Origin of the sequence: Streptomyces sp. JHA26, from assembly GCF_002005565.1 — a bacterium.
In the GTDB taxonomy this organism is placed as follows: Bacteria; Actinomycetota; Actinomycetes; order Streptomycetales; family Streptomycetaceae; genus Streptomyces.
In genome coordinates this window covers 128,559-149,721 of sequence record NZ_BDJC01000012.1, presented here as the reverse complement: position 1 = coordinate 149,721, position 21,163 = coordinate 128,559, and the positions used below count along the sequence as shown (strand labels likewise).

Here is a 21,163-nt window from a genome sequence, read left to right as displayed (position 1 = left end):
TGCTGCTCGGCCTTCCCGGCCGCCGCGTGCAGGGCGCGGACGAGGTCGACGGCGGCCCTGGCGCGGGCGGCCAGCGCGGGCGCGGCGTCCCGCTCGGCCTCCTGGATGGCGGCGGACACGCGGGCGACGCGGTCGGCGGCGGCGCGGTGGCGCAGGACGGCCTCGGCGGCCTGCCAGGCGGCGTGCAGGGTGCGCGCGTCGGCGAGTTCGCGCTTCTGCGCGGCGGCCGACTTCTCGGCGGCGGTCAGGGCCAGCGAGGCGTGCCGGTAGGCGAGTTCCGCGGCGACGAGCGCGCTGCGGTCGCGGGCCGACTCGGCGTGCGTGACGGCGTGGGCGGCGGCGGTGACCCGCTGGGCGAGGTCGGCCGTCCGGGCACGCTCCCGGGCGCCGCGCGCCGAGAGCCTGCGCGCCAGGGTCCTGGTGCGGCGTTCGGCGGCGGTGTGGACGTCCCGCGCGCGGGTGCGGGCCTCGGCGGCCTCGACGATCCGCCCGAGGAGGTCGACGGAACCGGCGGTGAAGTCGCGTTCGGCGATCAGTTCGGCGCGCCGGCCCAGCTTGTTGCCGAAGCCGCTGACCAGGTCGGCGAGTCCGTCGGTGTCGCGGGTGTCGGTGACGGCGCGCAGCAGCAGGTCGGTGAAGTCGGAGTCCTTCTTGACCGCGAACAGGCCGGCCGCCTCGCCCTCGTCGGCGTTCATCTCGCGCTGGTAGCGGAAGAGTTCGGGGTCGAGGCCGAGGTCGCCGAGGTGCTCGATCCAGCGGTCGTGGATCTCCTCCCAGTGCACCTCCAGGTGCGGGTAGGCCTTGCCCGCCTCGGTGAGCGCGTCGCGGAAGCCCTTCATGGTGCGCCGCCGGCCCTGGGCACCGGAGACGCCCTCGACGGGCGGGCGGACGGCGGTGGCCTCGGCGACGGGGAGGTTGTCCAGGGTTAGGCCGGGTCCGGGCCGGAAGGAGTACCAGGCCTCGGCGAACTTGCGCGGGTCGTTGGAGACCTGTCGTCCCCGCCACTCGCTGACCTTGCCGACGACGACGCACTCGCCGGTCTGCACGTGCTGCCACTCCAGCGCCACGTGTCCGCAGTCGTCGGCGAGCAGGAACTTGCGCAGCACGCCGGAGCTGGCGCCGCCCAGGGTGTTGCGGTGGCCCGGCAGCATCACGGAGAAGATCAGCTTGAGCAGGACGGACTTGCCGCCGCCGTTCTCCAGGAACAGCACTCCCGCGGGCGCGGGCCGGCGCGGCGGACCGACGGGCTCCTCCTCGAAGAGCTCCGCCTGCGCGGGCGCGGGATCGGGCACGGGCTCGCCGACACCGCGCAGGTCGAGCACGGTGTCGGCATAGCGGGCGCCGGCGGGTCCGATGGAGTAGAGGCGGACCCGGGACAGCTCGTACATGGCGGACTCTCGTAAGTCTTCGTGAAGTCGGGGACGTTCGGTGGCGTTCGGGCGTGTGCTGGGGGTCAGGAGGAGTGGAACGGCAGTCCGGCGTCGGCCACCAGTTCCAGGTCCTCCGTGTCCTCGGCGGGCAGCAGGGTGGCCGTGCCGTCGGTGACCGGGACGACGCCCAGCTCCAGCAGCTCGGCCATCGCGGCGCTGCCCGCCATGTCCCGCACCTGGAGCTGGTAGCGGGCGGTCGTGCGGTAGGTGCCGCCGTTCTCGTCGCCGGTGCGCTGGAGGAAGCCGGACTCGGTGAGGAACGCGGCGGCCTTGCCGACGATGCCGGTGGTGGAGCCGGGGAGTCTGCGCGCGTCCTTGGTGGCGCCGGTGGCGCTGCGCCGGGCCCAGATCCGCCAAGACGCCTCCAGGCCCGGGGCGTCGGTGGCCGGGTCGGTGTTCTCGCCCCGCTGCTCGGCCCGTTCCTCCAGCCGTCGGCAGGCCTGGCGGACGAAGGCGTCCACGCCGTTGACGGTGACGCGGCCGATGTAGCCGTCGTCGGCGAGGTCCTCCGGGCGCGGGTAGGCCATGGCGGCGAGGGCGAGGTGCGCGAGGCCGTGCAGGAAGCGGTCGCCGGAATCGGTGGCGGCGCGGCGCGCGTAGTCGCCCATGCGGACGGCGAACACCGAGTCCTCGGCGGCGGTGACGGCCATGCCGGCGCGCGGGGACACCTCCAGGACGACGAGTCCGAGGCCGGCCGCCACGGCGTCGGCGAGCCGCGCGAAGGGCGGGTCCTCGCGGTAGCGGCGCAGCAGGCCGGCGTACTCCTGGTCGCGGGCGGGGAGCAGTTTGGGCTGGAGGCCGAAGGCCACGAGCCGCGCCGCGTCGGCGGCGTCGGCGGGCGTGACGGCCGCGGTGGCCGGCGCGGCACCCGCCTCCGGTTCGCTCCGGTCGACGTGCTCGGTCACGGTCGGTGCTCCTCGCTGTGCTCGTGGGTGGTGCTGTGCTGGTGGGTCTCGTTGTGCTGACGGGGGGTGCTGTGCCGGTGGACGGCGCTGTGCCGGACGGCACTGCGTCGGCGCCGCCCGTGGGGCCCGGCGCCGTTCACGCGGCCTCCGTCCGGTCCGCCGCCATCCCCGCCGCGTCCAGCAGGGCGGTGCCGACGATGAGGTCGGCGCCGCCGAACTCGGGGTCGTCCAGCTCGGTGCCGTCGTCCACGGCGAACAGCAGCTTGGGCTCGCCCTGCCGGTAGGCGGTGCCGACCGGTGGACTGGCCGCGTGCACGGCGAGCAGGGCGACGAGGTACGGCAGGTCGGGATCCTGGGCGCGGGCATCGGCCAGCAGTCCGGAAAGCCGGCGCGGGGCGTCGTGCGGCAGGTCGAGCAGTTCCATGGCGGAGGCCAGCTGCTCCTCGCTGAAGCGGCTGTCGTCCGGGGTGGCGATCAGGTCGGGCTCCGGCATCTCGGCGCCCAGGTGCTCCCGCTCGGCCGGCGGGGTCAGCAGGATGTCGACGAGGTCGCCGACCCGCACCGAGACGGGTGTGCGCAGACCGGTGCCGTGCGCGAAGAAGGCGTCGGTCGCGCGGAGCGCCTGCTCCAGGGGCAACGGCAGGACGGGGGCGACGAGGTGTCCGTACAGGTCGAGGCCCGAGGTCACCAGGGGGGCGGCGAAGGCCTGCCGGTCCTGTTCGGCGCGGAAGAGCGGGCCGGCCTCCAGCAGCCGGGACTGGAGCTGGGTGTGGCGGCGGATGCAGTCCTTGACGATGTCGACGAGCTCGGCGGCACGGCGCTTGTGCTCCGGTTCCTCGGACTCGTCGCGGGCCTTGCGGATGTTGGTGAGGATCGCGTTCTCGTGCCGGTACCGGTCGGCCACGTGGTCCAGGGCCTCGGCGATCATGTCGGGGACGGCGCTCAGCCAGTCGACCGCGCGGACGTTGCGCCGGGTGGCGTCGAGGGCCTTGCGCAGGGTCTCCGAGTACTGCACGGTCCGGTAGCGGGCCTGTTCGGCGGCGAGCTGGGCGTCGGCGAGCCGGCCGCGGCTGATCAGCACCTCCAGCTTGACCTCGGCGGCGATCTGGGCGCTGGTGACATCGGTGTCCAGGGCTCCGACCAGGACGTTGACCGCCTCGTCGGTGGTGCGCAGGTAGACGGTGCCGCCGGGGCCGGGGACCTCCTCCAGCAGCTTGAAGTCGTAGTCGCGCCGCACATAGGTGCCGTCCGGCTCGAAGGTGCCGTACACCGCGCGGAAGCCGCGGTCGACGCTGCCGACGTTGATCAGGTTCTCCAGGACCCAGCGGGCCACCCGCTCGTGCTCGGCGGCGGGCCGCGCCGGGGCCTGGGCGGCGACGCGCGGGACGAGCCGGGCGACTATCTGGTCGTGGTCGGCGCCCGTGTCGAAGTCCATGTTCAGGGTGACGAGGTCGATGGCGGCGAGGGCGACCTCCGCCATGCCGTACACCGAGTACTCGCCGGCGAGGTTGGCCTTGCGGGCGTCGAGGTCGTGCAGCGGCGCCGTGCAGGCGAGCGCGCGCAGCCGCCGCGCCAGTCCCTCGTCGGCGGCCGGGCCCGGTGCGGGGCGCGGCCCCGCGCTGAGCTGGGGCGGAACGCTGTCCGTCGATGCAGGCGAAGTCACGGTGCACAGACTAGGTCCTCGGTCCGACAGCGACCCAAACGGCGCAGAACCGCCGCGCCCGCACCGGCCCCCGGACGTCCCTCAGGCGCAGGCGGCGCCGTCGTCGCCGACCCGCCGCAGGTACACGTCCACGACCCGCTCCAGCGAGTTCTCGAGGTAGACGCCGAGCAGCCGCGCGGCCTCCTCTCGGTCTCCCGCCCGGAGCGCCGCGAGGATCTCCGCGTTGCGCGCGATGTACGGCTCGTGCAGGCGCCGCGGGTCGTCCACGACGTGGAAGGCGAGGCGCAGTTCCGCGAAGACGCTGCGCATCAGCTCGTCCGTGCGCTCGCTGCCCGCGAGGGCGACCAGTTCCTGATGGAAGTGGATGTTGGCCGTGCCCACGCCTTTCCAGTCGCCCTCGTCGGCCGCCCGCCACCCGGCCTCGACGGCCGAGGCGACCCCGTCGAGGCCGTACGGGGGCTCCCCGAGGCTCCGGACGACGGCGCACTCGACGAGGGAGCGGGTGCGGTAGATGTCCTCGACGTCCTCGACGGTCAGGACGCGGACGAAGACGCCCCGGTTCAGCTCGTGGACGAGCAGGCGTTCGTGGGTGAGCAGCCGGAACGCCTCGCGCAGCGTGTTGCGGGAGACGCCGAGGGCGCCGCCGATGCTGTCCTCGGACAAGCGCGTCCCGGGCGGGAAGTAACCGTCCGCGATGCGGCTCCGGAGGATGTCCGAGACCCGTTCCGCGGTGCTCGTCCGTCCGAGGAGGGCACGGTCGTCGGCCAGTCCCGTCAACTGCTCTGCCATGCCCGGAATTCAATCGCAGATACCAGAACGAAACAACATGGGTATCGAGGGATCGTTGAACGATCTGCTATGCCACCTTCAGGTGTTCCCCGCGGCGCCCGTTCGCACGACTCCTTCACGCTGCCGCGGACGACGGTCGCGCCGGCCGCGGGCGGAGCCCCTCCCCCGGCGGTACCGGACGTGCCGGGACGGTCGCGTCGTGCGCGGCCAGGAACGCCTCGACCGCCGCGTCCCAGCCGAAGCGCTCGGCACGCGCGCGTGCCGCCTCCCGCCGGTCCCGCTCCGGGCGCTCCAGCAGTTCGCCGACGGCCCGTGCGAAGGCCGCCCCGTGATCGGCGGCCGCGGCACCGGCGGAGCCGATCACCTCCGGCAGCGCGGACGACGCGCTCGCCACCACCGGCGTGCCGCACGCCATCGCCTCCAGGGCGGCGAGCCCGAACGTCTCGGCCGGCCCCGGCGCCAGGCACACGTCGGCGGACGCCTGGAGCGCCCCGAGCAGCGAACGGTCGGCGACGTGTCCCAGAAAGACCACCGGCAGTCCGCGTGCCCGCGCCCGCTGTTCGAGCCGTGGGCGCAGCGGCCCGTCGCCGGCCACGACCAGCACCGCCCGCCGGCCCTGCCGCCGCAGCGCGGCCAGCGCGTCGAGTGCCGTACCCGGCCGCTTCTCCACGGACAGCCGGGAGCACATCACCAGCAGGGTCTCGCCCTCGCGCGCGTGGCGGGCCCGCAGCGCCGGATCACGCAACGCCGGACGGCAGCCCGCGAGGTCGACGCCCAGCGGCGCCCGTACGACGTTGCGCGCGCCGATCCGGACGAACTCCCGCTCGGCGAACTCGGTGGTGCACACCACGCGCGCGTAGGTGTGTGCCGTACGGGTGTTGAGGGCGTCGGCGGTGCGCCGGGCCGCCGCCTCGGGCAGGCCCCAGGTGCGCAGCACCCCGTCGGCGGTCTCGTGGGACACCATCACGGCGGGGACGCGGGCCCGCCTGGCCCACTTGCCGGTCCAGCGCAGGGTGGTCCGGTCGGACACCTCCAGGCGGTCCGGTGCGAGCTCCTCAAGCAGCGCGGCCACGCGGCGCCTGTCGGTCAGGACGCGGTATCCGCCGGTGCCGGGCAGGAGCGGGCCGGGGAGGGTGATCACCCGGCCCTGTTCGGTCTCCCGGTCGTCGGCGTGGGCGCCGGGGACGACGAGCACGGGCTCGTGCCCGGCCGCCCGGAACCCCTTGCCCAGCTCGCGCAGCGCGGTGCGCAGGCCGCCGGAGGCCGGGGCGACGAAGTTGGCGAGGCGGACGATCCGCAGCGCGCTCATGCCGCCAGTACCGCCTTGCGGGCGGCGAGCACGTCGGCGTAGTGGCCGATCAGGAGATCGCCGACGGCGGCCCAGGTGCGTTTTCCGACCGCCGCCCGGCCGGCCGTGCCGTAGGCGGCCCGTCGTGCCGGATCGGCGGCCAGGGACCACACCGCGTCCCGTACGGCGGCGGCGTCGCCCGGCGGCACCAGCAGCCCGGTGCGTCCGTGGGCGACGAGGTCCAGGGGGCCGCCCGCGGCGGGCGCCACGACGGGCACGCCGCTCGCCATGGCCTCCTGCACGGTCTGGCAGAAGGTCTCGAAGGGGCCGGTGTGCACGAAGACGTCCAGCGAGGCGAAGACGCGGGCGAGGTCGTCGCCGGTGCGGCGGCCGAGGAAGACCGCGCCGGGCAGTGCCGGTCCGAGGGCGGAGCGGCTCGGTCCGTCCCCGGCGATCACGACCCGTACGCCGTCCAGCCCGCAGACCCCGGACAGCAGTTCGACCTGCTTCTCGGGGGCGAGCCGCCCGACGTAGCCGACGACCAGTTCGCCGTTCGGGGCGAGTTCGCGGCGCAGCGCCTCGTCGCGCCGGCCGGGCCGGAAGCGGGCGCTGTCCACGCCGCGCGGCCACAGCGCGACCCGGGGCACGCCGTGCGCCGTCAGGTCGTGCAGGGCCGCGCTGGACGGGGCGAGGGTGAGGTCGGCGGCGGTGTGCACGGTGCGGATGCGCCGCCAGGCCGCCGCCTCGCCCGCCCCCATGTACGTACGGGCGTATCCGGCGAGGTCCGTCTGGTAGACCGCCACGGCGGGGACGCCGAGCCGGGCCGCGGCGGCCATGCCCCGGACGCCGAGGACGAAGGGGCCGGCCAGGTGGACGAGGTCGGCGCGGTGTCCGGCGATGGCCGCGGCGACGCGCCTGCTGGGCAGGGCGACGCGGACCTGGGGGTACCCGGGGAGCGGCAGGGAGGGGATCCGGACGAGGGGGCACGGCGCGAGTGCGTCGGTCGCGTCGGCGGCGGCGGTGGCCGGCGCGACGACGACGCAGTCGTGACCGCGGTCGACGAGGTGCCGGGCGGTCTGGAGCGCGCAGTGGGCCACGCCGTTCACGTCGGGGGGAAAGGACTCGGTCACGATGACGACACGCATACCGGTGTTGTCGCCGGGCTGGACGTGCTCGCATCAACGTCGATCTTTCCGGGCGGGGAACGTCCCGTGAGCGTTGCCGTCCCGCCCGGGCGGCTCGGGCACCGGCCACGCCCGCCCGCCCCACGGGCCCCTCCCCGTTCACATGGCCCGCGCCGTGCGCACCGGCCGCACCGGGCCGGCGCCGCGGCTGGTCACCCCCGGGGCCCGCGCCGGACCCCTCGTCCCCGCGCGGCCCGCGTCGTGCTTCTCCTCGGCTCGGGACGCGTGGAGGGCCGGGGCCCGGCCGCGAGGCGGCCACGGGTCGTGCGGCGGGCGCCTCGCTCCCTCGCCGGCCGTGGATCACACGGCCGGCGCGTCCGGTCCGAAGCGGCTGCGTACCGCGGTCTGGACCTCGTCCTCCTCGGCCGGATCGGCGGCGAGCCGGCGCAACCGTTCGACGACGCGGTTGTCACCGGTCTCGGCATAGCGGGCGGCCAGTTCGCGGGTCGTCTCCTCGCAGTCCCACAGGCACTCGACGGCGAAGCCGGCGGCGAAGGACGGGTCGGTGGCGGCCAGCGCGCGGGCGGCCCGGCCGCGCAGCCGGGAGGAGGCGGTCTCGCGGTAGATGTGGCGCAGGACGGGGGCGGCGCAGGCGATGCCGAGCCGCCCGGTGCCGTCGACGAGGGTCCACAGGGTGGGCGCGTCGGGGCCCTCGCCCCGTACCGCCTCCCGCAGTGCGGCGAGGACGAGTTCGCTGTCCTGGGCGCCGCCCCGGCAGGCGAGGACACGCCCGGCGGCGGCCCCCAGGGCGTCGGGCCGGTGGACCCAGCCGCGCGCCCGGTCGACGGCGGCGGGGCCGCGCATGCGCTCGAAGGCGGCGACGGCGGCCTCCACGACGGGTGCCGGGCCGGTGATCACGGCGTTCTCGATCAGGTCGAGGGTGTCGGGATCGTCCCGGTCGGCGAGATAGCGCAGGGCCGTGCAGCGGGCGCCCTCGGTGCCGGACCGCGCGGCCTCGACGATCTCGGCCCGGTCGTCGGGACCGGCGACCGCGGTGAGGCAGCGGGCGGCGGGGACGTGGAGCGCGGCACCGCGCTCGACACCCTGCTGGGCCCACTCGAACACGGCCCGGACGCTCCAGCCCGGGCGCGGTCCGGTGGGACTCATCTGCCGCTGCCAGCGGTCGAAACAGCCCGCCTCGTGGGCGGCACGCACGCGCGTGGCGATCGATTCGCGCGGGTCCTCGGCCCACAGCCGCCAGGGCCTGGGCTCGAAGGCGTCGCGCACGGCGGCGGCCAGCTCGGCCTCGCCCTCGGGATCGTGCGGGAAGCGGGCCAGGACGGGCACGGCCAGGGCGCGCAGCCCCGCGTCGTCGTCACGCAGCGCCAGCTCGTCCAGGGCCCAGGCCCAGTTGACGCCGTGGGCGGCGTAGCGGCGCAGCAGCCGGAGTGCGTCGTGCCTGCCGTAGGAGGCGAGGTGGCCGAGGACCGCGAGGGCCAGCCCGGTGCGCGACTCGTCGGGGTCGAGGACGTCCTCGGGGTCGAAGAGGTGGGTCTCGATCGCGTCCAGCTCGCCGTTCAGGTCGAGGTAGAGGCGGGCGTAGTACAGGGAGCGGTTCTCCACCTGCCAGTCGTGGCGGGGATCGCGCAGCACGCAGTGGTTCAGTGCCGCGAGCGCTTCGGCGCGCGGGGCGGTGAGCGCGTGCAGCGTGCCGTCGCCGCGACCCCGCTGCAGCAGACCGAGCAGGGTACCGCTGGGCGCTATGACCGGATCGAACATGGGAAACAGCCTCACATCAAGCGTCGACGCAACCGGGAACCACGCGTTACCTGACCGTGCGACAACACGTCGGAGCGCCCGCCGTCTCTTGCTTGCTGCGAACCATGTTCCTCTGCCTCTCGTCGGTGGCCCAGGCGGGCCGTGTCACGGCCCGCGCGGTGCGGCAACACCTGCCCAGCCATCACGTCCGTGAACCACGTCGTCATGATGACCCGGCGGTCACACCTGCCGCGACCGAAATTCCGGCGGCCCCGTACCGCCTCCCCCGTTCCTTGTGTTTCCCCTGGTCAGCGCGTTGGATCAGGGGTGGTTCAACTGCGGCTCACGCCACCCCGAACAACTCCAGCAGCTCGGTCCGGGCGAACATCCGCGCCGTGTCGACCGCCGACGGAGTGCCCGCGGACGGATCCGCGCCGGCCTCGAGGAGCGCCTTGATCACGTCCGTCTCCCCCTTGAAGGCGGCACCGGCGAGCGGGGTCTGCCCCCGGTCGTTGACCCGGTCCGCGTCGGCACCGCGGGCCAGCAGCGCGCGCACCGCGTCGGCGTGGCCGTGGTAGGCGGCGAGCATGACGAGGGAGTCGCCCCGGTCGTTGGTGAGATCGGCCGGGACACCGGCGTCCACGTAGGCCACCAGTTCCTCGGTCCGCCCCTGCCGGGCCAGATCGAAGATCTTGGTCGCCAGCTCCACGACCTCGGGGTCGGGGGCTTCGCTCATCGGCCGGACCACCTCTCACTCACGAACGTACGAACGTCGGGGACTGCGTGTGCGTACGGCTGCGAGCGGTGCGGCCGTACGAGTGAATCGCCAGGGTACTGGCTCGCGCCGCGCACGAGCGGACGCGTCCGGGGCGAAGATCGTCACGGACCCGGCCGGGTGCGGCACCCGTGCACGGCCGGACCGAGGACCGTTCCGCCACATGGGGCAATTTAATAAAAATTCCTCCATTTGCACCTTTTATCGTATGGATACATCCTGTGAGCCTGGAAGTACTCATGGTGACTGTCCCCGCGAACCAGGAGAACTCACATGATCCTCTCGATCTCAGGCGTGGTCCTGCTCGGCATCGTCCTGTTCATCTTCTGCCGCAAGGACGGCCTCAAGGCCTTGCACGCGCTGGTCGCGGTCCTGTTCGGCTTCTACCTCGCGAGTACGGCCATCGCCCCGAGCATCAGGGCGGGCGGCGAGAGCCTGGCGGGCCTCCTCGGCGGGATCAAGTTCTGACGGCCGAGTCCGCCCGAGAACCGCACGTACGGACTCCCAGGAGGCAGCAGTGGCCCGGCGGCCCCTCCCCCGCATTCTGAGCAACGGCGGCGCACAGCTCGCCCGGAGCCGGGAGCTGGCCCGGACGGCGGCCGACAGCGCCACGGACGTCCTCCAGCCGCTCATCACGATCGCCCGCGGTCTGCGCCGGCTGGCCTCGGCCGCCCGGCGCAGATGGACCGAGACCCCCAAGGACCGGCGCGGCGCGCTGCTGTTCCTGGTGGCCTCCGTGGTCCTGGTCGTGGCACTGGCGCCGTACGGCCCGCTGCTCGCCGTCATCGCCCTGATGACGGCGGCGGCGTGGCAGGGCAGGGACCGCACGCCACCGGAGCCGGACGGCCCCGACGAGGCCCAGGCCCAGCGGCTCACGTCGCTCTACGAGGCGCTGGTCCCGTACTTCTCGATCGCCGAGGACCCCGACCCGCTCTACGCCCACGGCGGCGCGTGGGAGAAGGCGTTCCTGTCCCACGAGTTCGACGACGCCGGCCGTGTCACCGAGCTGGTGATCCGCTACCCGGCGTACTTCACCGACGGGGAGGCGCGGTCCCGGGCGCGGATCGAGCACCTGCTCACCGCCAAGGCCGGCCGGGGCCGTGAGTACCACTACACGTGGGACGAGGAGGCCAACCACCTCACGGTCACCGCCCTCGCCCCGCTGCCCACCGACATCGTCGCCCAGCGCTTCGTCACGGCACCCGGCGAGACGGTCCTGGGCTTCACCGACCCCACCCGGGTGCAGCGCACCCTTCCGCTCACCCACGGCGAGGAGCAGCGGGACGTGCCGCCGGTCGTCTGGCGCACGGGCATCCGCTCCACCGAGCCGCACCTGCTGGTCCTCGGGCAGCCCGGCGCCGGCACCTCCACCCTGCTGCGCTCGATCGCCCTGCAGGCCCTGCACCACGGCGACCTGGTCATCGTGGACGGCGGCGGCACCGGCGAGTACGCCTGCCTGACCGGGCGCGACGGCGTCCTGGCCGTCGAGTGCGGCCTCGCCGGGGCGCTGACCAGCCTCGAATGGGCCGCCCACGAGACGGAGCGCCGGCTGATCGCCGTCAACCGGGCCCGGCAGGAGGGCCGGCCGCCGTCCGACGACACCCGGCGGCCCCTGTGGATCCTCGTGGACCGCCCCGGCGCGTTCACGCACCTCGCCGCCGCGGACGGCCGCAGGGACCCCCAGACCCTGCTCCAGGTCCCGCTGCGGCACGGCCGGGCGGCGAACGTGACGGTGGTCGTCGCCGACCAGCTGGACGCGCTGGACGGCCTCTGCGAGGCCGTGCGACAGCACACGCGCGCGCGGGTGGTGCTCGGTCCGGCCACGACCGACGAACTGGCGACCGTGCTGGGCGCCGCCCCGCACACCACGCCCGTCGACCAGGTGCCGCCGGGCCGCGGCTACGCCCGCCTCGGCACGGGTGCGGTGCACCGGCTCCAGGTGCCGGCCACGCCGGACCCCTACGACGACGCCACGAGCGAAGCGCACCGGCAGGCGGTCCTCGACCTGCTGCCGCCGCGCACGACGCCCGCCGACGGTGAGCAGGCGGCCGTGCCCGCGAAGGCGAGGCCGCACACGATCCTGATCAAGACGAAGGGCGCCCCGGCCGAGACGCGGACCGTCACCGCCGAGGGGACGGCGCGGATCGGGACCGAGCCCGCCCCCGCCGAGGCGAAGGCGGCGCAGGCGGCCCCCGGGGAGACCGGGAGCACCCCCGCCGAGCCCGAGCCGGTCACCGCCGCCCCCGCACCGGAGAGGGCCGTCGCCGAGGCGTCCACCGGAGCGGCACCGGCGGGACCGGTCGCCGCGGGTCCGGTTCCCGCCGAGGCCCTGGCCACGGAGACCGTTCCCGCCGAGGCCGTCGCGGCGGAGACGACCTGACCCGTGGGCCCGGCCGCGAAGAGCCGCCCCACCCGGCCGGGTGCCGACGACGCTCACGGCCGGTGCGGCGGAAACGCCCGGGCCGATGCGGCCAGGGCCTGTTGCGAAAGCGGCCTCGTCGCCCGAAGGGCGGCCGCTTCCGCGACAGGTCCTAGGCCACGAAGGTCCGGGGCGACTCGCTCCCTCCGGCACCGCCGTTCTCCACCAGCCGGGCCGCCGCGGCCAGCCGTACGGCCGCCTCCTCCGCCACCGCCCCGCCGACGGTGAACGGCAGCCGGACGTACCCCTCGAAGGCCCCGTCGACCCCGAACCTCGGTCCGGACGGGACCCGCACGCCCACGCGTTCCCCCGCCTCGGCGAGCCGCGAGCCCGACAGACCGCCGGAGCGGACCCAGAGGGTGAGGCCGCCGCGCGGCACCTCGAACTCCCAGTCCGGCAGCTCGCGCCGCACCGCCGCCACCAGCTCGTCACGGTTCTGCCGGGCCTGCTCGCGGCGCATCCGCACCGCCTGCTCCCAGCCGCCCGTGCTGAACAGCCAGTTCACCGCGAGCTGCTCCAGCACCGGCGTGCCCAGGTCGGCGTAGGCGCGCGCGGCGACCAGGCTGCGGATCACGTCGGGGGCGGCGCGGACCCAGCCGATGCGCATGCCGGCCCAGAAGGCCTTGCTGGCGGAGCCCACGGTGACGACCGTGGAGCCGGCCGGGTCGAAGGCGCAGACCGGGCGGGGCATCTCGACGTCGTCCTCGAGCCACAGTTCGCTCATCGTCTCGTCGGCGACCAGGACGGTGCCGGCCGACCGGGCCGCGTCCACCAGCCGCCGCCGCTGGTCGTCGTCGGCGAGCGCGCCGGTGGGGTTGTGGAAGTCGGCGACGACGTAGGCGATGCGGGGTGCGGCCTCGCGCAGCACCTGCCGCCAGCGGTCCACGTCCCAGCCGGTGAGGCCCTCGGCCATCGCGACGGGGACCAGCCGCGCCCCCGCCTCGCGCATCAGCTGGAGGATGTTGGCGTACGACGGCGACTCGACGGCGATGCGTTCCCCGCGCCCTCCGAAGAGGTGGCAGATCGCGTCGATCGCGCCCATGGCCCCCGTGGTCACCATGATCTGCTCGGGCATGGTCGGGATGCCGCGCGCGGTGTAGCGCTCGGCGATCATCGACCGCAGCGCGGGCAGCCCGGCCGGGTAGTCGCCGTGGGTGTGCGCGTAGGGCGGCAGCTCCTCCAGGGCGCCCTGTACCGCGCGGGTGAGCCAGGGCTCGGGCGCGGGCAGCGCCGCGCAGCCGAGGTCGATCATCGAGCCGAGGGCCTCGGGCGGCAGGGGCTCCAGGCCGCGCGCGGGCAGGGGGTTCCCGGCCGGTACGGCGGTCCAGCTGCCGGCGCCGCGGCGGGACTCCAGGAAGCCCTCGGCGCGCAGGGCCTCGTAGGCGGCGGCGACGGTGGTGCGGCTGACGGTCAGGGCGAGGGCCAGCTCGCGTTCGGCGGGCAACCGGGCGGCGACCGGTACCCGCCCTTCGAGGACCAGCAGCCGGATGCCGTCGGCGAGCGCGCGGTAGGCGGGCGGGCGGCGGGTGCCGGGGCCGGCCGGGCGGTCCTGCTGGGAGCCGAGCAGCCGGGCGAGCTGAGCCGCCCCCACGGCCGAGGTCCACTGCGCCATGGAAATCAGTCCACCTTCCCCGAATTGGCCATGGTTGGCTCTGCTTCTCACGCCACAGGGTGTCATGAAGCAGTCCACTACCACCACACAGGGGGGCACATCTTGTCCAGGCGATCCGGACACGGTCATCTGCCGCGGCGGCTGACACAGCTCTACGGCGGTCTCGTGCTGTACGGCGCGAGTTCGGCGCTGCTGGTCAGGTCGGGGCTCGGACTCGAGCCGTGGAACGTGCTGCACCAGGGCCTCGCCGAGCGCACGGGCCTGTCCATGGGTGTGGTGCTGACCGCCGTGGGCGCGGCGGTGCTGCTGCTGTGGATCCCGCTGCGTCAGCGGCCGGGCCTGGGCACGGTCTCCAACGTGCTGGTGATCGGCGCCGCGATGGACGCCACGCTGACCGTGGTGCCCGACGCCCACGGCTGGACGCCGCGGATCGCGATGACGGCGGCGGGGATCGTCCTGAACGGCGCGGCGACCGGGCTGTACATCGCCGCCCGGTTCGGGCCGGGCCCGCGCGACGGCCTGATGACGGGCCTGAACCGGCGCACGGGCCTGTCGGTGCGACTGGTGCGCACGGTACTTGAGATCACCGTCGTGGCGACGGGCTTCGTCCTCGGCGGCACCGTCGGCGTCGGCACCCTGCTGTACGCGGTGTCCATCGGCCCGCTCGCCCAGGTCTTCCTGCGCGTGTTCGCCGTGCCCGCGGCACCGGAGGGCAGCACGGTGGTTGCCTCGGGTCGGCCCCGGCGCGCGATACTGCGGCGGTGACCACCCCGATACGCCACCCCTACCTCGACCATCCCGGCCCGATCGCCTTCGCCCACCGCGGCGGTGCCGCGGACGGCCTGGAGAACACGCTGCGCCAGTTCCGGCGCGCCGCCGAGGCGGGCTACCGGTACATCGAGACGGACGTCCACGCCACGCGGGACGGCAGGCTCGTCGCCTTCCACGACGCGACCCTGGACCGGGTGACGGACGGGGCCGGCCGGATCGCCGACCTGCGCTGGGAGGAGGTCCGCCGCGCGCGCGTGGCGGGTGAGGAGCCGGTGCCCCTCTTCGAGGAGCTGCTGGAGGCCTTCCCCGAGGTGCGCTGGAACGTCGACGTGAAGGCGGAGCCGGCGCTGCGGCCCCTCCTGGAGCTGGTCGGGCGGACGAACGCCTGGGACCGGATCTGCGTCGGCTCGTTCTCCGAGACCCGGGTGGTGCGCGCGCAGCGGCTGGCCGGCCCTCGCCTGGCGACCTCGTACGGCACCCGGGGCGTCCTCAACCTGCGGCTGCGCTCCTGGGGCGTCCCGGCCGCGCTGCGCCGCTCGGCGGTGGCCGCGCAGGTGCCCCAGGCCCAGTCGGGCATCCGGGTGGTGGACCACCGGTTCGTGCGCGCCGCCCACGCGCGCGGGCTCCAGGTGCACGTGTGGACGGTGAACGATCCGGTCGGCATGCACCGGCTCCTGGACCTGGGGGTGGATGGCATCATGACCGATCACATCGACACACTGCGCAAGGTCATGGAGGACCGCGGCGTCTGGGTCTGAGCCTCCGGGACCCGCGGCCGGGGCACCGGCGGCGGCGCGCGTTCACGGGGAAGCGAGGGCACGGGTGGGCACCGACACCGTGCGGACGGACGCGGCCGACGGGGCCGCCGACCGGCGGCGCGAGCAGCGCGGCTGGTACTTCTACGACTGGGCGTGCTCGGTCTACTCGACGAGCGTGCTCACCGTGTTCCTGGGGCCGTACCTGACGTCGGTCGCCGAGTCGGCGGCGGACGCGGACGGCTACGTGCACCCCCTGGGCGTCCCGGTGCGCTCGGGGTCCTTCTTCGCGTACTCGGTGTCCCTGTCGGTGATCGTGGCGGTCCTGGTGATGCCCCTGGTGGGCGCCGCCGCCGACCGCACGGGCCGCAAGAAGCCGCTGCTCGCGGCCGCCGCGTACACCGGGGCGACGGCGACGGCCGGCATGTTCTTCCTCGACGGCGACCGCTACCTGCTGGGCGGCCTGCTCCTGGTCGTCGCCAACGCCGCGCAGTCGGTGGCGATGATGCTCTACAACTCCTACCTGCCGCAGATCGCGCCGCCCGAGGAGCGCGACGCGGTCTCCTCGCGCGGCTGGGCCTTCGGCTACGCGGCCGGTTCGCTGGTCCTGGTGGCGGACCTGGTCCTCTACACCGCCCACGACTCCTTCGGCCTGAGCGAGAGCGCGGCGGTCCGCGTCTGCCTCGCCTCGGCCGGACTGTGGTGGGGCGCCTTCGCGCTCATACCGCTGCGGCGGCTGCGCGACCGCCGCACCCCCGCCCGGGAGGCGGCCCTCCCCGGCTTCCGGCAGCTCGCGGCGACCGTCCGCGACATGCGCCGCCGCCCGCTGACCCTCGCCTTCCTGCTGGCCTACCTCGTCTACAACGACGGCATCCAGACGGTGATCTCCCAGGCGTCGGTCTACGGCTCCGAGGAACTGGGCCTCGGACAGTCCACGCTCATCGTGGCCGTGCTGCTGGTCCAGGTGCTGGCGGTGGCGGGCGCGCTGGCGCTGGGCCGGCTGGCCCGGACGTACGGCGCCAAGCGCACGATCCTCGGGTCGCTGGTCGCCTGGACGGTCACGCTCGCGGCCGGGTACTTCCTGCCGGCCGGGGCGCCGGCGTGGTTCTTCGTCCTGGCCGCCGGGATCGGCCTCGTCCTCGGCGGCAGCCAGGCGCTGTCCCGCTCGCTCTTCTCGCACCTGGTCCCGCCCGGCAAGGAGGCCGAGTACTTCTCCGCGTACGAGATGAGCGACCGCGGCATGAGCTGGCTCGGCCCGCTGCTGTTCGGGCTCACCTACCAGCTCACCGGGAGCTACCGGGACGCGATCGTCTCGCTGGTGGCCTTCTTCGTCATCGGTTTCGTCCTGCTCGCGCGGGTACCGGTACGGCGTGCGATCGGCGACGCGGGCAACCCGCTGCCCGAAAGGATTTAGCGCTCGAGACGAAAGGGCTGTAGTGTACGCGTTTGGCCTGCCAGGCGTACCGTTACTGCGCGTCAAAGGTGCCGAAACGCTATGTCGCATCTGGTGACAGAGGTGACAAACCGGACGTCGGCGGGTACTGCACTGGTTGACAAGGCTGCGGCTGCGACGGCGACGCATGGCCCGGAACGGGGACTCCGGACGGGAATCTTTACCGCCGCCCGGACGTTGACCGGATGACGACGACAGCGACACCTGTCCTGTGGGCGACAAGCCCGGGAGGCACGATTCATGAGTGAGCGAGCTCTTCGCGGCACGCGCCTCGTGGTGACCAGCTACGAGACGGACCGCGGCATCGACCTGGCCCCGCGCCAGGCCGTGGAGTACGCATGCGAGAAGGGGCACCGGTTCGAGATGCCCTTCTCGGTCGAGGCGGAGATCCCGCCGGAGTGGGAGTGCAAGGTCTGCGGGGCCCAGGCACTCCTGGTGGACGGTGACGGCCCTGAGGAGAAGAAGGCCAAGCCCGCGCGTACGCACTGGGACATGCTGATGGAGCGGCGCACCCGCGAGGAACTCGAAGAGGTCCTCGAGGAGCGACTGGCCGTTCTGCGCTCCGGCGCGATGAACATCGCGGTTCATCCGCGGGACAGCCGCAAGAGTGCGTAGTCCCCACGGGGGCTGAGCCGGACCTTCGGCGAACGCGGGCGCCGTACGTGAATTCACGTACGGCGCCCGCGTTTTGTCGTGCGCCGTACGACCCTCGGCCGCGCGCCCCTCGGCCTCCCGGGCCCGAAGAGCGGAGGGCCCGGTCCGGGTCAGCGCGTCAGCGGCGGACGGGGGTCCTGCGGGGCATCGCCCGGTTCGTCCCGGATCACCTCGCCCTGGACGACCCTGCCGTCCGGGTGGTGCATACGGGCCTGCCGGAAGGCGTCGCCCAGGAGGCCCGGGCCGGCCTCGCGGAGCTTGCGCTCGACGGTCCGCTGCGTGTACCGGCTCACGGCCTTCTGGACCGGGGGCAGCAGGAGGAGCAGGCCCAGCGCGTCCGAGATCACACCGGGGATCATCAGGAGCAGGCCGCCCAGCATCGTCAGGCCGTTGCCCTCGCTGTTCGCGCGGGGCGCGGGCACCGCGCCGGGCTGCTGCTGTCGCAGCCTCTCGGTGAGGTCGCGGAAGGCCCGGCGGCCGGCCCGCTTGATGACCACGGAGCCGGCCAGCAGGCCCGCGACCAGGATCAGGAGGACCACCCACCCGCTCGACGCGCCCGCGACCACGGTCAGCAGCCAGATCTCCAGCACGAGCCACGCGGCGAGCCCCAACGGCAGGGAGGTGCGCAGCCGGGAGCGCCGGGGCCGGGCGGAGGGCCTGGGGGTCTGAGCGCCTGTCGTCATGCCTCCAGTGTGCCTGGCCCCGGCTCGGCGTGGGACAAGGGGGTGATCATGCCTTCTCGTCCGGCACGTCCGGCTCGTCCGGCCCTGCCGGAGCGCTCTTCCCCGCCGGTCCGCCGGTGGGCCTGTCGGTCGGCTTGTCGCGGCCCAGCACCTTGCCGACCCGCTCCCCCACGCCCCACGTGGTGACCCGCCAGAGGGCCTCCACGAGGATGTCGCGGCTCATCTTCGAGTCGCCGAGTTCGCGCTCGACGAACGTGATGGGCACCTCGACGACGTGGTAGCCGGCCTTGATCGCCCGACGGGCCAGGTCGACCTGGAAGCAGTAGCCCTGGGAGGCGACCTCGTCGAGGCCGAGCCCCTCCAGGGTCTCCCGGCGGAAGGCACGGTAGCCGCCCGTGATGTCGCGCAGCGGCAGGTCGAGCGCCAGGCGGGAGTACATGCTGCCGCCGCGGGAGATGAACTCGCGGGACTTGGGCCAGTTCACCACCCGGCCGCCGGGCACCCAGCGGGAGCCGAGCACCAGGTCGGCCCCCTTGAGCGCGGTCAGCAGACGGGGGAGTTCCTCGGGCTGGTGAGAGCCGTCGGCGTCCATCTCGACCAGCACGCCGTACCCGTGCTCCAGGCCCCAGCGGAAGCCCGCGAGGTAGGCGGCGCCCAGTCCTTCCTTGCCCTTGCGGTGCAGGACCTGGACATGGTCGTCCCCGACGGCCAGTTCGTCGGCGAGCTTGCCGGTGCCGTCGGGACTGTTGTCGTCGGCCACGAGAACGTGTGCCTCGGGGACCGCCTCGCGCACGCGCCCGACGATCGCCTTGATGTTCTCCGCCTCGTTGTAGGTCGGGATGATCACCAGGGCCGTGCCCAGGGGGCCGAACCGCCTCCCTTGGTCCGCTGCCGCGAGCGTCCCGTCGCCGTCGTTCACTGCTGCCCCTTCATGTCCGTACGCAGAGGACCACCATAGTGGTCACGGCCTGCGATGACGTGACAGGACGTTCGAATGGCGGTGTCACAGCGGCGAAATCCGGGTAGGGATGCGTGTTTCGGACCGTTTCCTCTGCGGATGGGGGCCCGGCGCCCTTCGGGCCGGCCCGGGACCCGCTGGCTGCGGATCGACCGAAAGCCGTTGTCTACTGAGCGCCCGGGCCCCACCCGGGTCACACCTCCCGACCGGCCGTATCGTTCCCCGCCGTGACGCGAGCGCTGAGCCTGGCTCCCAGTGGCGGTGCGCCGGTGCGGCACACCGTCCCTGACGCAGCGGCGCCGCGGCGGGTGCGCGGAGGTTTCCCGGTCGGGCGTCCGGTGGTGGACTCCGCCGAACCTACCGGCCCTGCGCCGTGACCTGTCAACAGTCGTTCGACCTGCGACTTTCGCGCCAATGCCCAGGTCAGCGCGACGGGCGTCCGGTGTCTGCGGGTCGGAAGATCACCGCCCCGTCGGCCGTGGAGATCACTCGCCCGGCCGTACGAAGACCGTCCGGCCGCCCACCACGGTGCGCAGGCAGACGGGCAGGTCCCGGCCCGGGGTCAGGTCGGGCAGCCCGGGGGTGCCGGAACGCGGGTCCGTCGACCAGCGCGCGACCCTGTCGTCGGGGGCCTGGACCACCAGCTCGCCCGTGCGCCAGACGGCGTAGTCCGCGGGCGCGCCCGGTACCAGGACGCCCGCGTCGTCCCGGCCGATCGCCCGCCAGCCACCGCGCGTGTGCGCCGTGAACGCCGCGCGCACGGAGACGCGGTGCTCCGGGGTGCGGTGGAAGGCGGCGGCCCGGACGGTGCCCCAGGGGTCGAGGGGCGTGACCGGGCTGTCGGACCCGAAGGCGAGCGGGACACCGGCGCGCAGCAGGGCCGCGAAGGGGTTGAGGGTGCGGGCCCGCTCGGCGCCCAGCCGCTGGGCGTACATGCCGTCCGCGCCGCCCCACAGCGCGTCGAAGGCGGGCTGGACGGAGGCGGTCAGGCCGAGTTCGGCGAAGGCCGCGACGGTCTCGGGGGTCATCATCTCGGCGTGCTCGACGCGGTGGCGGGCGGCGCGGACGCGGGCGAGGCCGACCTTCTCGGCGGCGGCGCGCACGCCCTCCACGACGGCGGTCACGGCGGCGTCGCCGATGGCGTGGAAGCCCGCTTGGAGGCCCGCCTCGGTGCAGGCGACGACGTGGGCGGCGACGTCTGCGGCGTCCAGGTAGGCGGTACCGGTGTGGCCGGCGTCGGCGTACGGCTCGTGCAGACAGGCGGTGTGCGAGCCGAGGGCTCCGTCGGCGAAGAGGTCGCCCGCGGCGCCGACCGCGCCCAGTTCCCTCGCCTTGTCGACGTCCTGTTCGGCCCAGTAGCCGACCACGCGGGGTCCGTCGCCCTCGGCCGCGAGGCGCAGCAGTCCGGTGAGGTCGTCCTCGGAGGAGATCTCCGGGCCTGCGCACTCGTGAAGGGTTCCGATGCCCAGTGAGGCGGCGTGGGCGAGGGCGGCGCGCTGGGCCTCGGCGCGCTGGGCGGGGGTGACGGCGCCCAGCGCGGCGGCGCGCACGGTGTGATGGTCGTCGGCGGTGAGCGGGCCGTCCGGCCGGCCGACGTCGCCCGGGACCAGGTCGAGCAGGGCGGTGGTGACGACCGCGGAGTGGACGTCGATCCGGCTGAGGTAGAGGGGCCGGCCGCCGGTGGCCTCGTCCAGCTCCGCGCGGGTCGGGGGCCGGCCGTCGGGCCAGCGGGAGGCGTCCCAGCCGTGGCCGAGGAGGACGCGGTCGCCGGGGCGGGCCGCGGCGAAGTCCCGGACGAGGGCGAGCGCCGCCTCGCGGGTGGGGGCGCCGGACAGGTCGAGGCCGGTGAGGGCGAGGCCGGTGGACGTGGTGTGCACGTGTGCGTCGGTGAACGCCGGGGTGACCAGCGCGCCGTCCAGGTCGATCACCTCGTCCACGCCGTCCGCGAAGGCGTCCGCGGCGCCCTCGGAGCCGACCCAGGCGACCTGTCCGCGTTCGACGACCATGGCCGTCGCGAAGGGGTCGGCGGGACTGTGGACCTCGCCGCGGCGCAGCAGGACGGTGGCGGGCGGGGTGGTGGACTCACTCATGGACACCAGTCTCGCCCCTCGCGCCGGGCGGTCCGC

At 74.5% G+C, this 21,163-nt stretch carries 18 protein-coding genes and 1 pseudogene; 6 read left to right on the top strand and 13 right to left on the bottom strand.

The window, feature by feature from the left end; translation table 11 throughout:
* The 9 genes and pseudogenes from JHAT_RS10610 to JHAT_RS10570 form a co-directional block, all read right to left on the bottom strand.
* A pseudogene (locus tag JHAT_RS10610) lies at nt 1-1,388 on the bottom strand (hypothetical protein); the annotation flags it as partial.
* 65 nt (nt 1,389-1,453) lie between these two features.
* Nucleotides 1,454-2,335 carry a hypothetical protein gene (locus JHAT_RS10605; RefSeq protein ID WP_077797829.1) on the bottom strand — a complete coding sequence of 294 codons (882 nt, stop codon included), beginning with the start codon at nt 2,333-2,335 and terminating at the stop codon, nt 1,454-1,456.
* Nucleotides 2,332-2,475, bottom strand: coding sequence for a hypothetical protein (locus JHAT_RS34620; RefSeq protein ID WP_171990827.1), 144 nt, complete (start codon nt 2,473-2,475; stop codon nt 2,332-2,334). Before JHAT_RS34620 ends, JHAT_RS10605 begins: the two co-directional genes overlap by 4 nt.
* Nucleotides 2,472-3,998, bottom strand: a complete 1,527-nt coding sequence (locus JHAT_RS10600; protein ID WP_077797828.1) for a hypothetical protein — start codon at nt 3,996-3,998, stop codon at nt 2,472-2,474. The genes JHAT_RS34620 and JHAT_RS10600 overlap by 4 nt, the downstream gene beginning before the upstream one ends.
* An 81-nt stretch (nt 3,999-4,079) precedes the next feature.
* Nucleotides 4,080-4,787 carry a GntR family transcriptional regulator gene (locus JHAT_RS10595; protein WP_077797827.1) on the bottom strand — a complete coding sequence of 236 codons (708 nt, stop codon included), beginning with the start codon at nt 4,785-4,787 and terminating at the stop codon, nt 4,080-4,082.
* A gap of 115 nt (nt 4,788-4,902) precedes the next feature.
* Entirely contained in the window at nt 4,903-6,096 is a 1,194-nt protein-coding gene (locus tag JHAT_RS10590) for a glycosyltransferase (RefSeq protein WP_077797826.1), read from the bottom strand.
* On the bottom strand, nt 6,093-7,220 hold the full coding sequence (locus JHAT_RS10585; RefSeq protein ID WP_077797825.1) for a glycosyltransferase family 1 protein: 1,128 nt from the start codon (nt 7,218-7,220) through the stop codon (nt 6,093-6,095). Before JHAT_RS10585 ends, JHAT_RS10590 begins: the two co-directional genes overlap by 4 nt.
* 339 nt (nt 7,221-7,559) lie before the next feature.
* On the bottom strand, nt 7,560-8,978 hold the full coding sequence (locus tag JHAT_RS10580; RefSeq protein WP_077797824.1) for a hypothetical protein: 1,419 nt from the start codon (nt 8,976-8,978) through the stop codon (nt 7,560-7,562).
* Nucleotides 8,979-9,300: 322 nt separating this feature from the next.
* Nucleotides 9,301-9,693, bottom strand: coding sequence for an ankyrin repeat domain-containing protein (locus JHAT_RS10570; RefSeq protein WP_077797823.1), 393 nt, complete (start codon nt 9,691-9,693; stop codon nt 9,301-9,303).
* A 312-nt stretch (nt 9,694-10,005) separates the two neighbouring features.
* On the opposite strand from JHAT_RS10570, the gene JHAT_RS10565 reads away from it, so the two are divergent.
* Nucleotides 10,006-10,200 carry a hypothetical protein gene (locus JHAT_RS10565; RefSeq protein ID WP_077797822.1) on the top strand — a complete coding sequence of 65 codons (195 nt, stop codon included), beginning with the start codon at nt 10,006-10,008 and terminating at the stop codon, nt 10,198-10,200.
* A 49-nt stretch (nt 10,201-10,249) separates the two neighbouring features.
* Nucleotides 10,250-12,112, top strand: coding sequence for a hypothetical protein (locus JHAT_RS10560; protein ID WP_077797821.1), 1,863 nt, complete (start codon nt 10,250-10,252; stop codon nt 12,110-12,112).
* 151 nt (nt 12,113-12,263) lie between these two features.
* Here the strand turns inward: JHAT_RS10560 and JHAT_RS10555 are convergent, their stop codons facing one another.
* Nucleotides 12,264-13,763, bottom strand: a complete 1,500-nt coding sequence (locus JHAT_RS10555; RefSeq protein WP_077797820.1) for a PLP-dependent aminotransferase family protein — start codon at nt 13,761-13,763, stop codon at nt 12,264-12,266.
* 30 nt (nt 13,764-13,793) lie between these two features.
* On the opposite strand from JHAT_RS10555, the gene JHAT_RS10550 reads away from it, so the two are divergent.
* From JHAT_RS10550 to JHAT_RS10535, 4 genes are all read left to right on the top strand, one after another.
* Nucleotides 13,794-14,528, top strand: coding sequence for a YitT family protein (locus JHAT_RS10550; RefSeq protein ID WP_375603558.1), 735 nt, complete (start codon nt 13,794-13,796; stop codon nt 14,526-14,528).
* Nucleotides 14,525-15,292, top strand: a complete 768-nt coding sequence (locus JHAT_RS10545) for a glycerophosphodiester phosphodiesterase (protein WP_077797819.1) — start codon at nt 14,525-14,527, stop codon at nt 15,290-15,292. Before JHAT_RS10550 ends, JHAT_RS10545 begins: the two co-directional genes overlap by 4 nt.
* A gap of 64 nt (nt 15,293-15,356) precedes the next feature.
* Nucleotides 15,357-16,703: an MFS transporter gene (locus JHAT_RS10540; RefSeq protein WP_107481890.1), complete on the top strand. Its 1,347-nt coding sequence runs from the start codon at nt 15,357-15,359 to the stop codon at nt 16,701-16,703.
* A gap of 279 nt (nt 16,704-16,982) precedes the next feature.
* Nucleotides 16,983-17,357 carry an RNA polymerase-binding protein RbpA gene (locus tag JHAT_RS10535; RefSeq protein WP_003977404.1) on the top strand — a complete coding sequence of 125 codons (375 nt, stop codon included), beginning with the start codon at nt 16,983-16,985 and terminating at the stop codon, nt 17,355-17,357.
* 149 nt (nt 17,358-17,506) lie between these two features.
* Here the strand turns inward: JHAT_RS10535 and fxsA are convergent, their stop codons facing one another.
* From fxsA to JHAT_RS10520, 3 genes are all read right to left on the bottom strand, one after another.
* Complete coding sequence (fxsA, locus tag JHAT_RS10530) at nt 17,507-18,079, bottom strand: FxsA family membrane protein (RefSeq protein ID WP_077797818.1); 573 nt, start codon at nt 18,077-18,079, stop codon at nt 17,507-17,509.
* Nucleotides 18,080-18,125: 46 nt separating this feature from the next.
* Nucleotides 18,126-18,998, bottom strand: a complete 873-nt coding sequence (locus JHAT_RS10525) for a polyprenol monophosphomannose synthase (RefSeq protein WP_077797817.1) — start codon at nt 18,996-18,998, stop codon at nt 18,126-18,128.
* A gap of 524 nt (nt 18,999-19,522) precedes the next feature.
* Nucleotides 19,523-21,127, bottom strand: a complete 1,605-nt coding sequence (locus JHAT_RS10520) for an amidohydrolase (protein ID WP_077797816.1) — start codon at nt 21,125-21,127, stop codon at nt 19,523-19,525.
* Between the last annotated feature and the right edge of the window lie 36 nt (nt 21,128-21,163).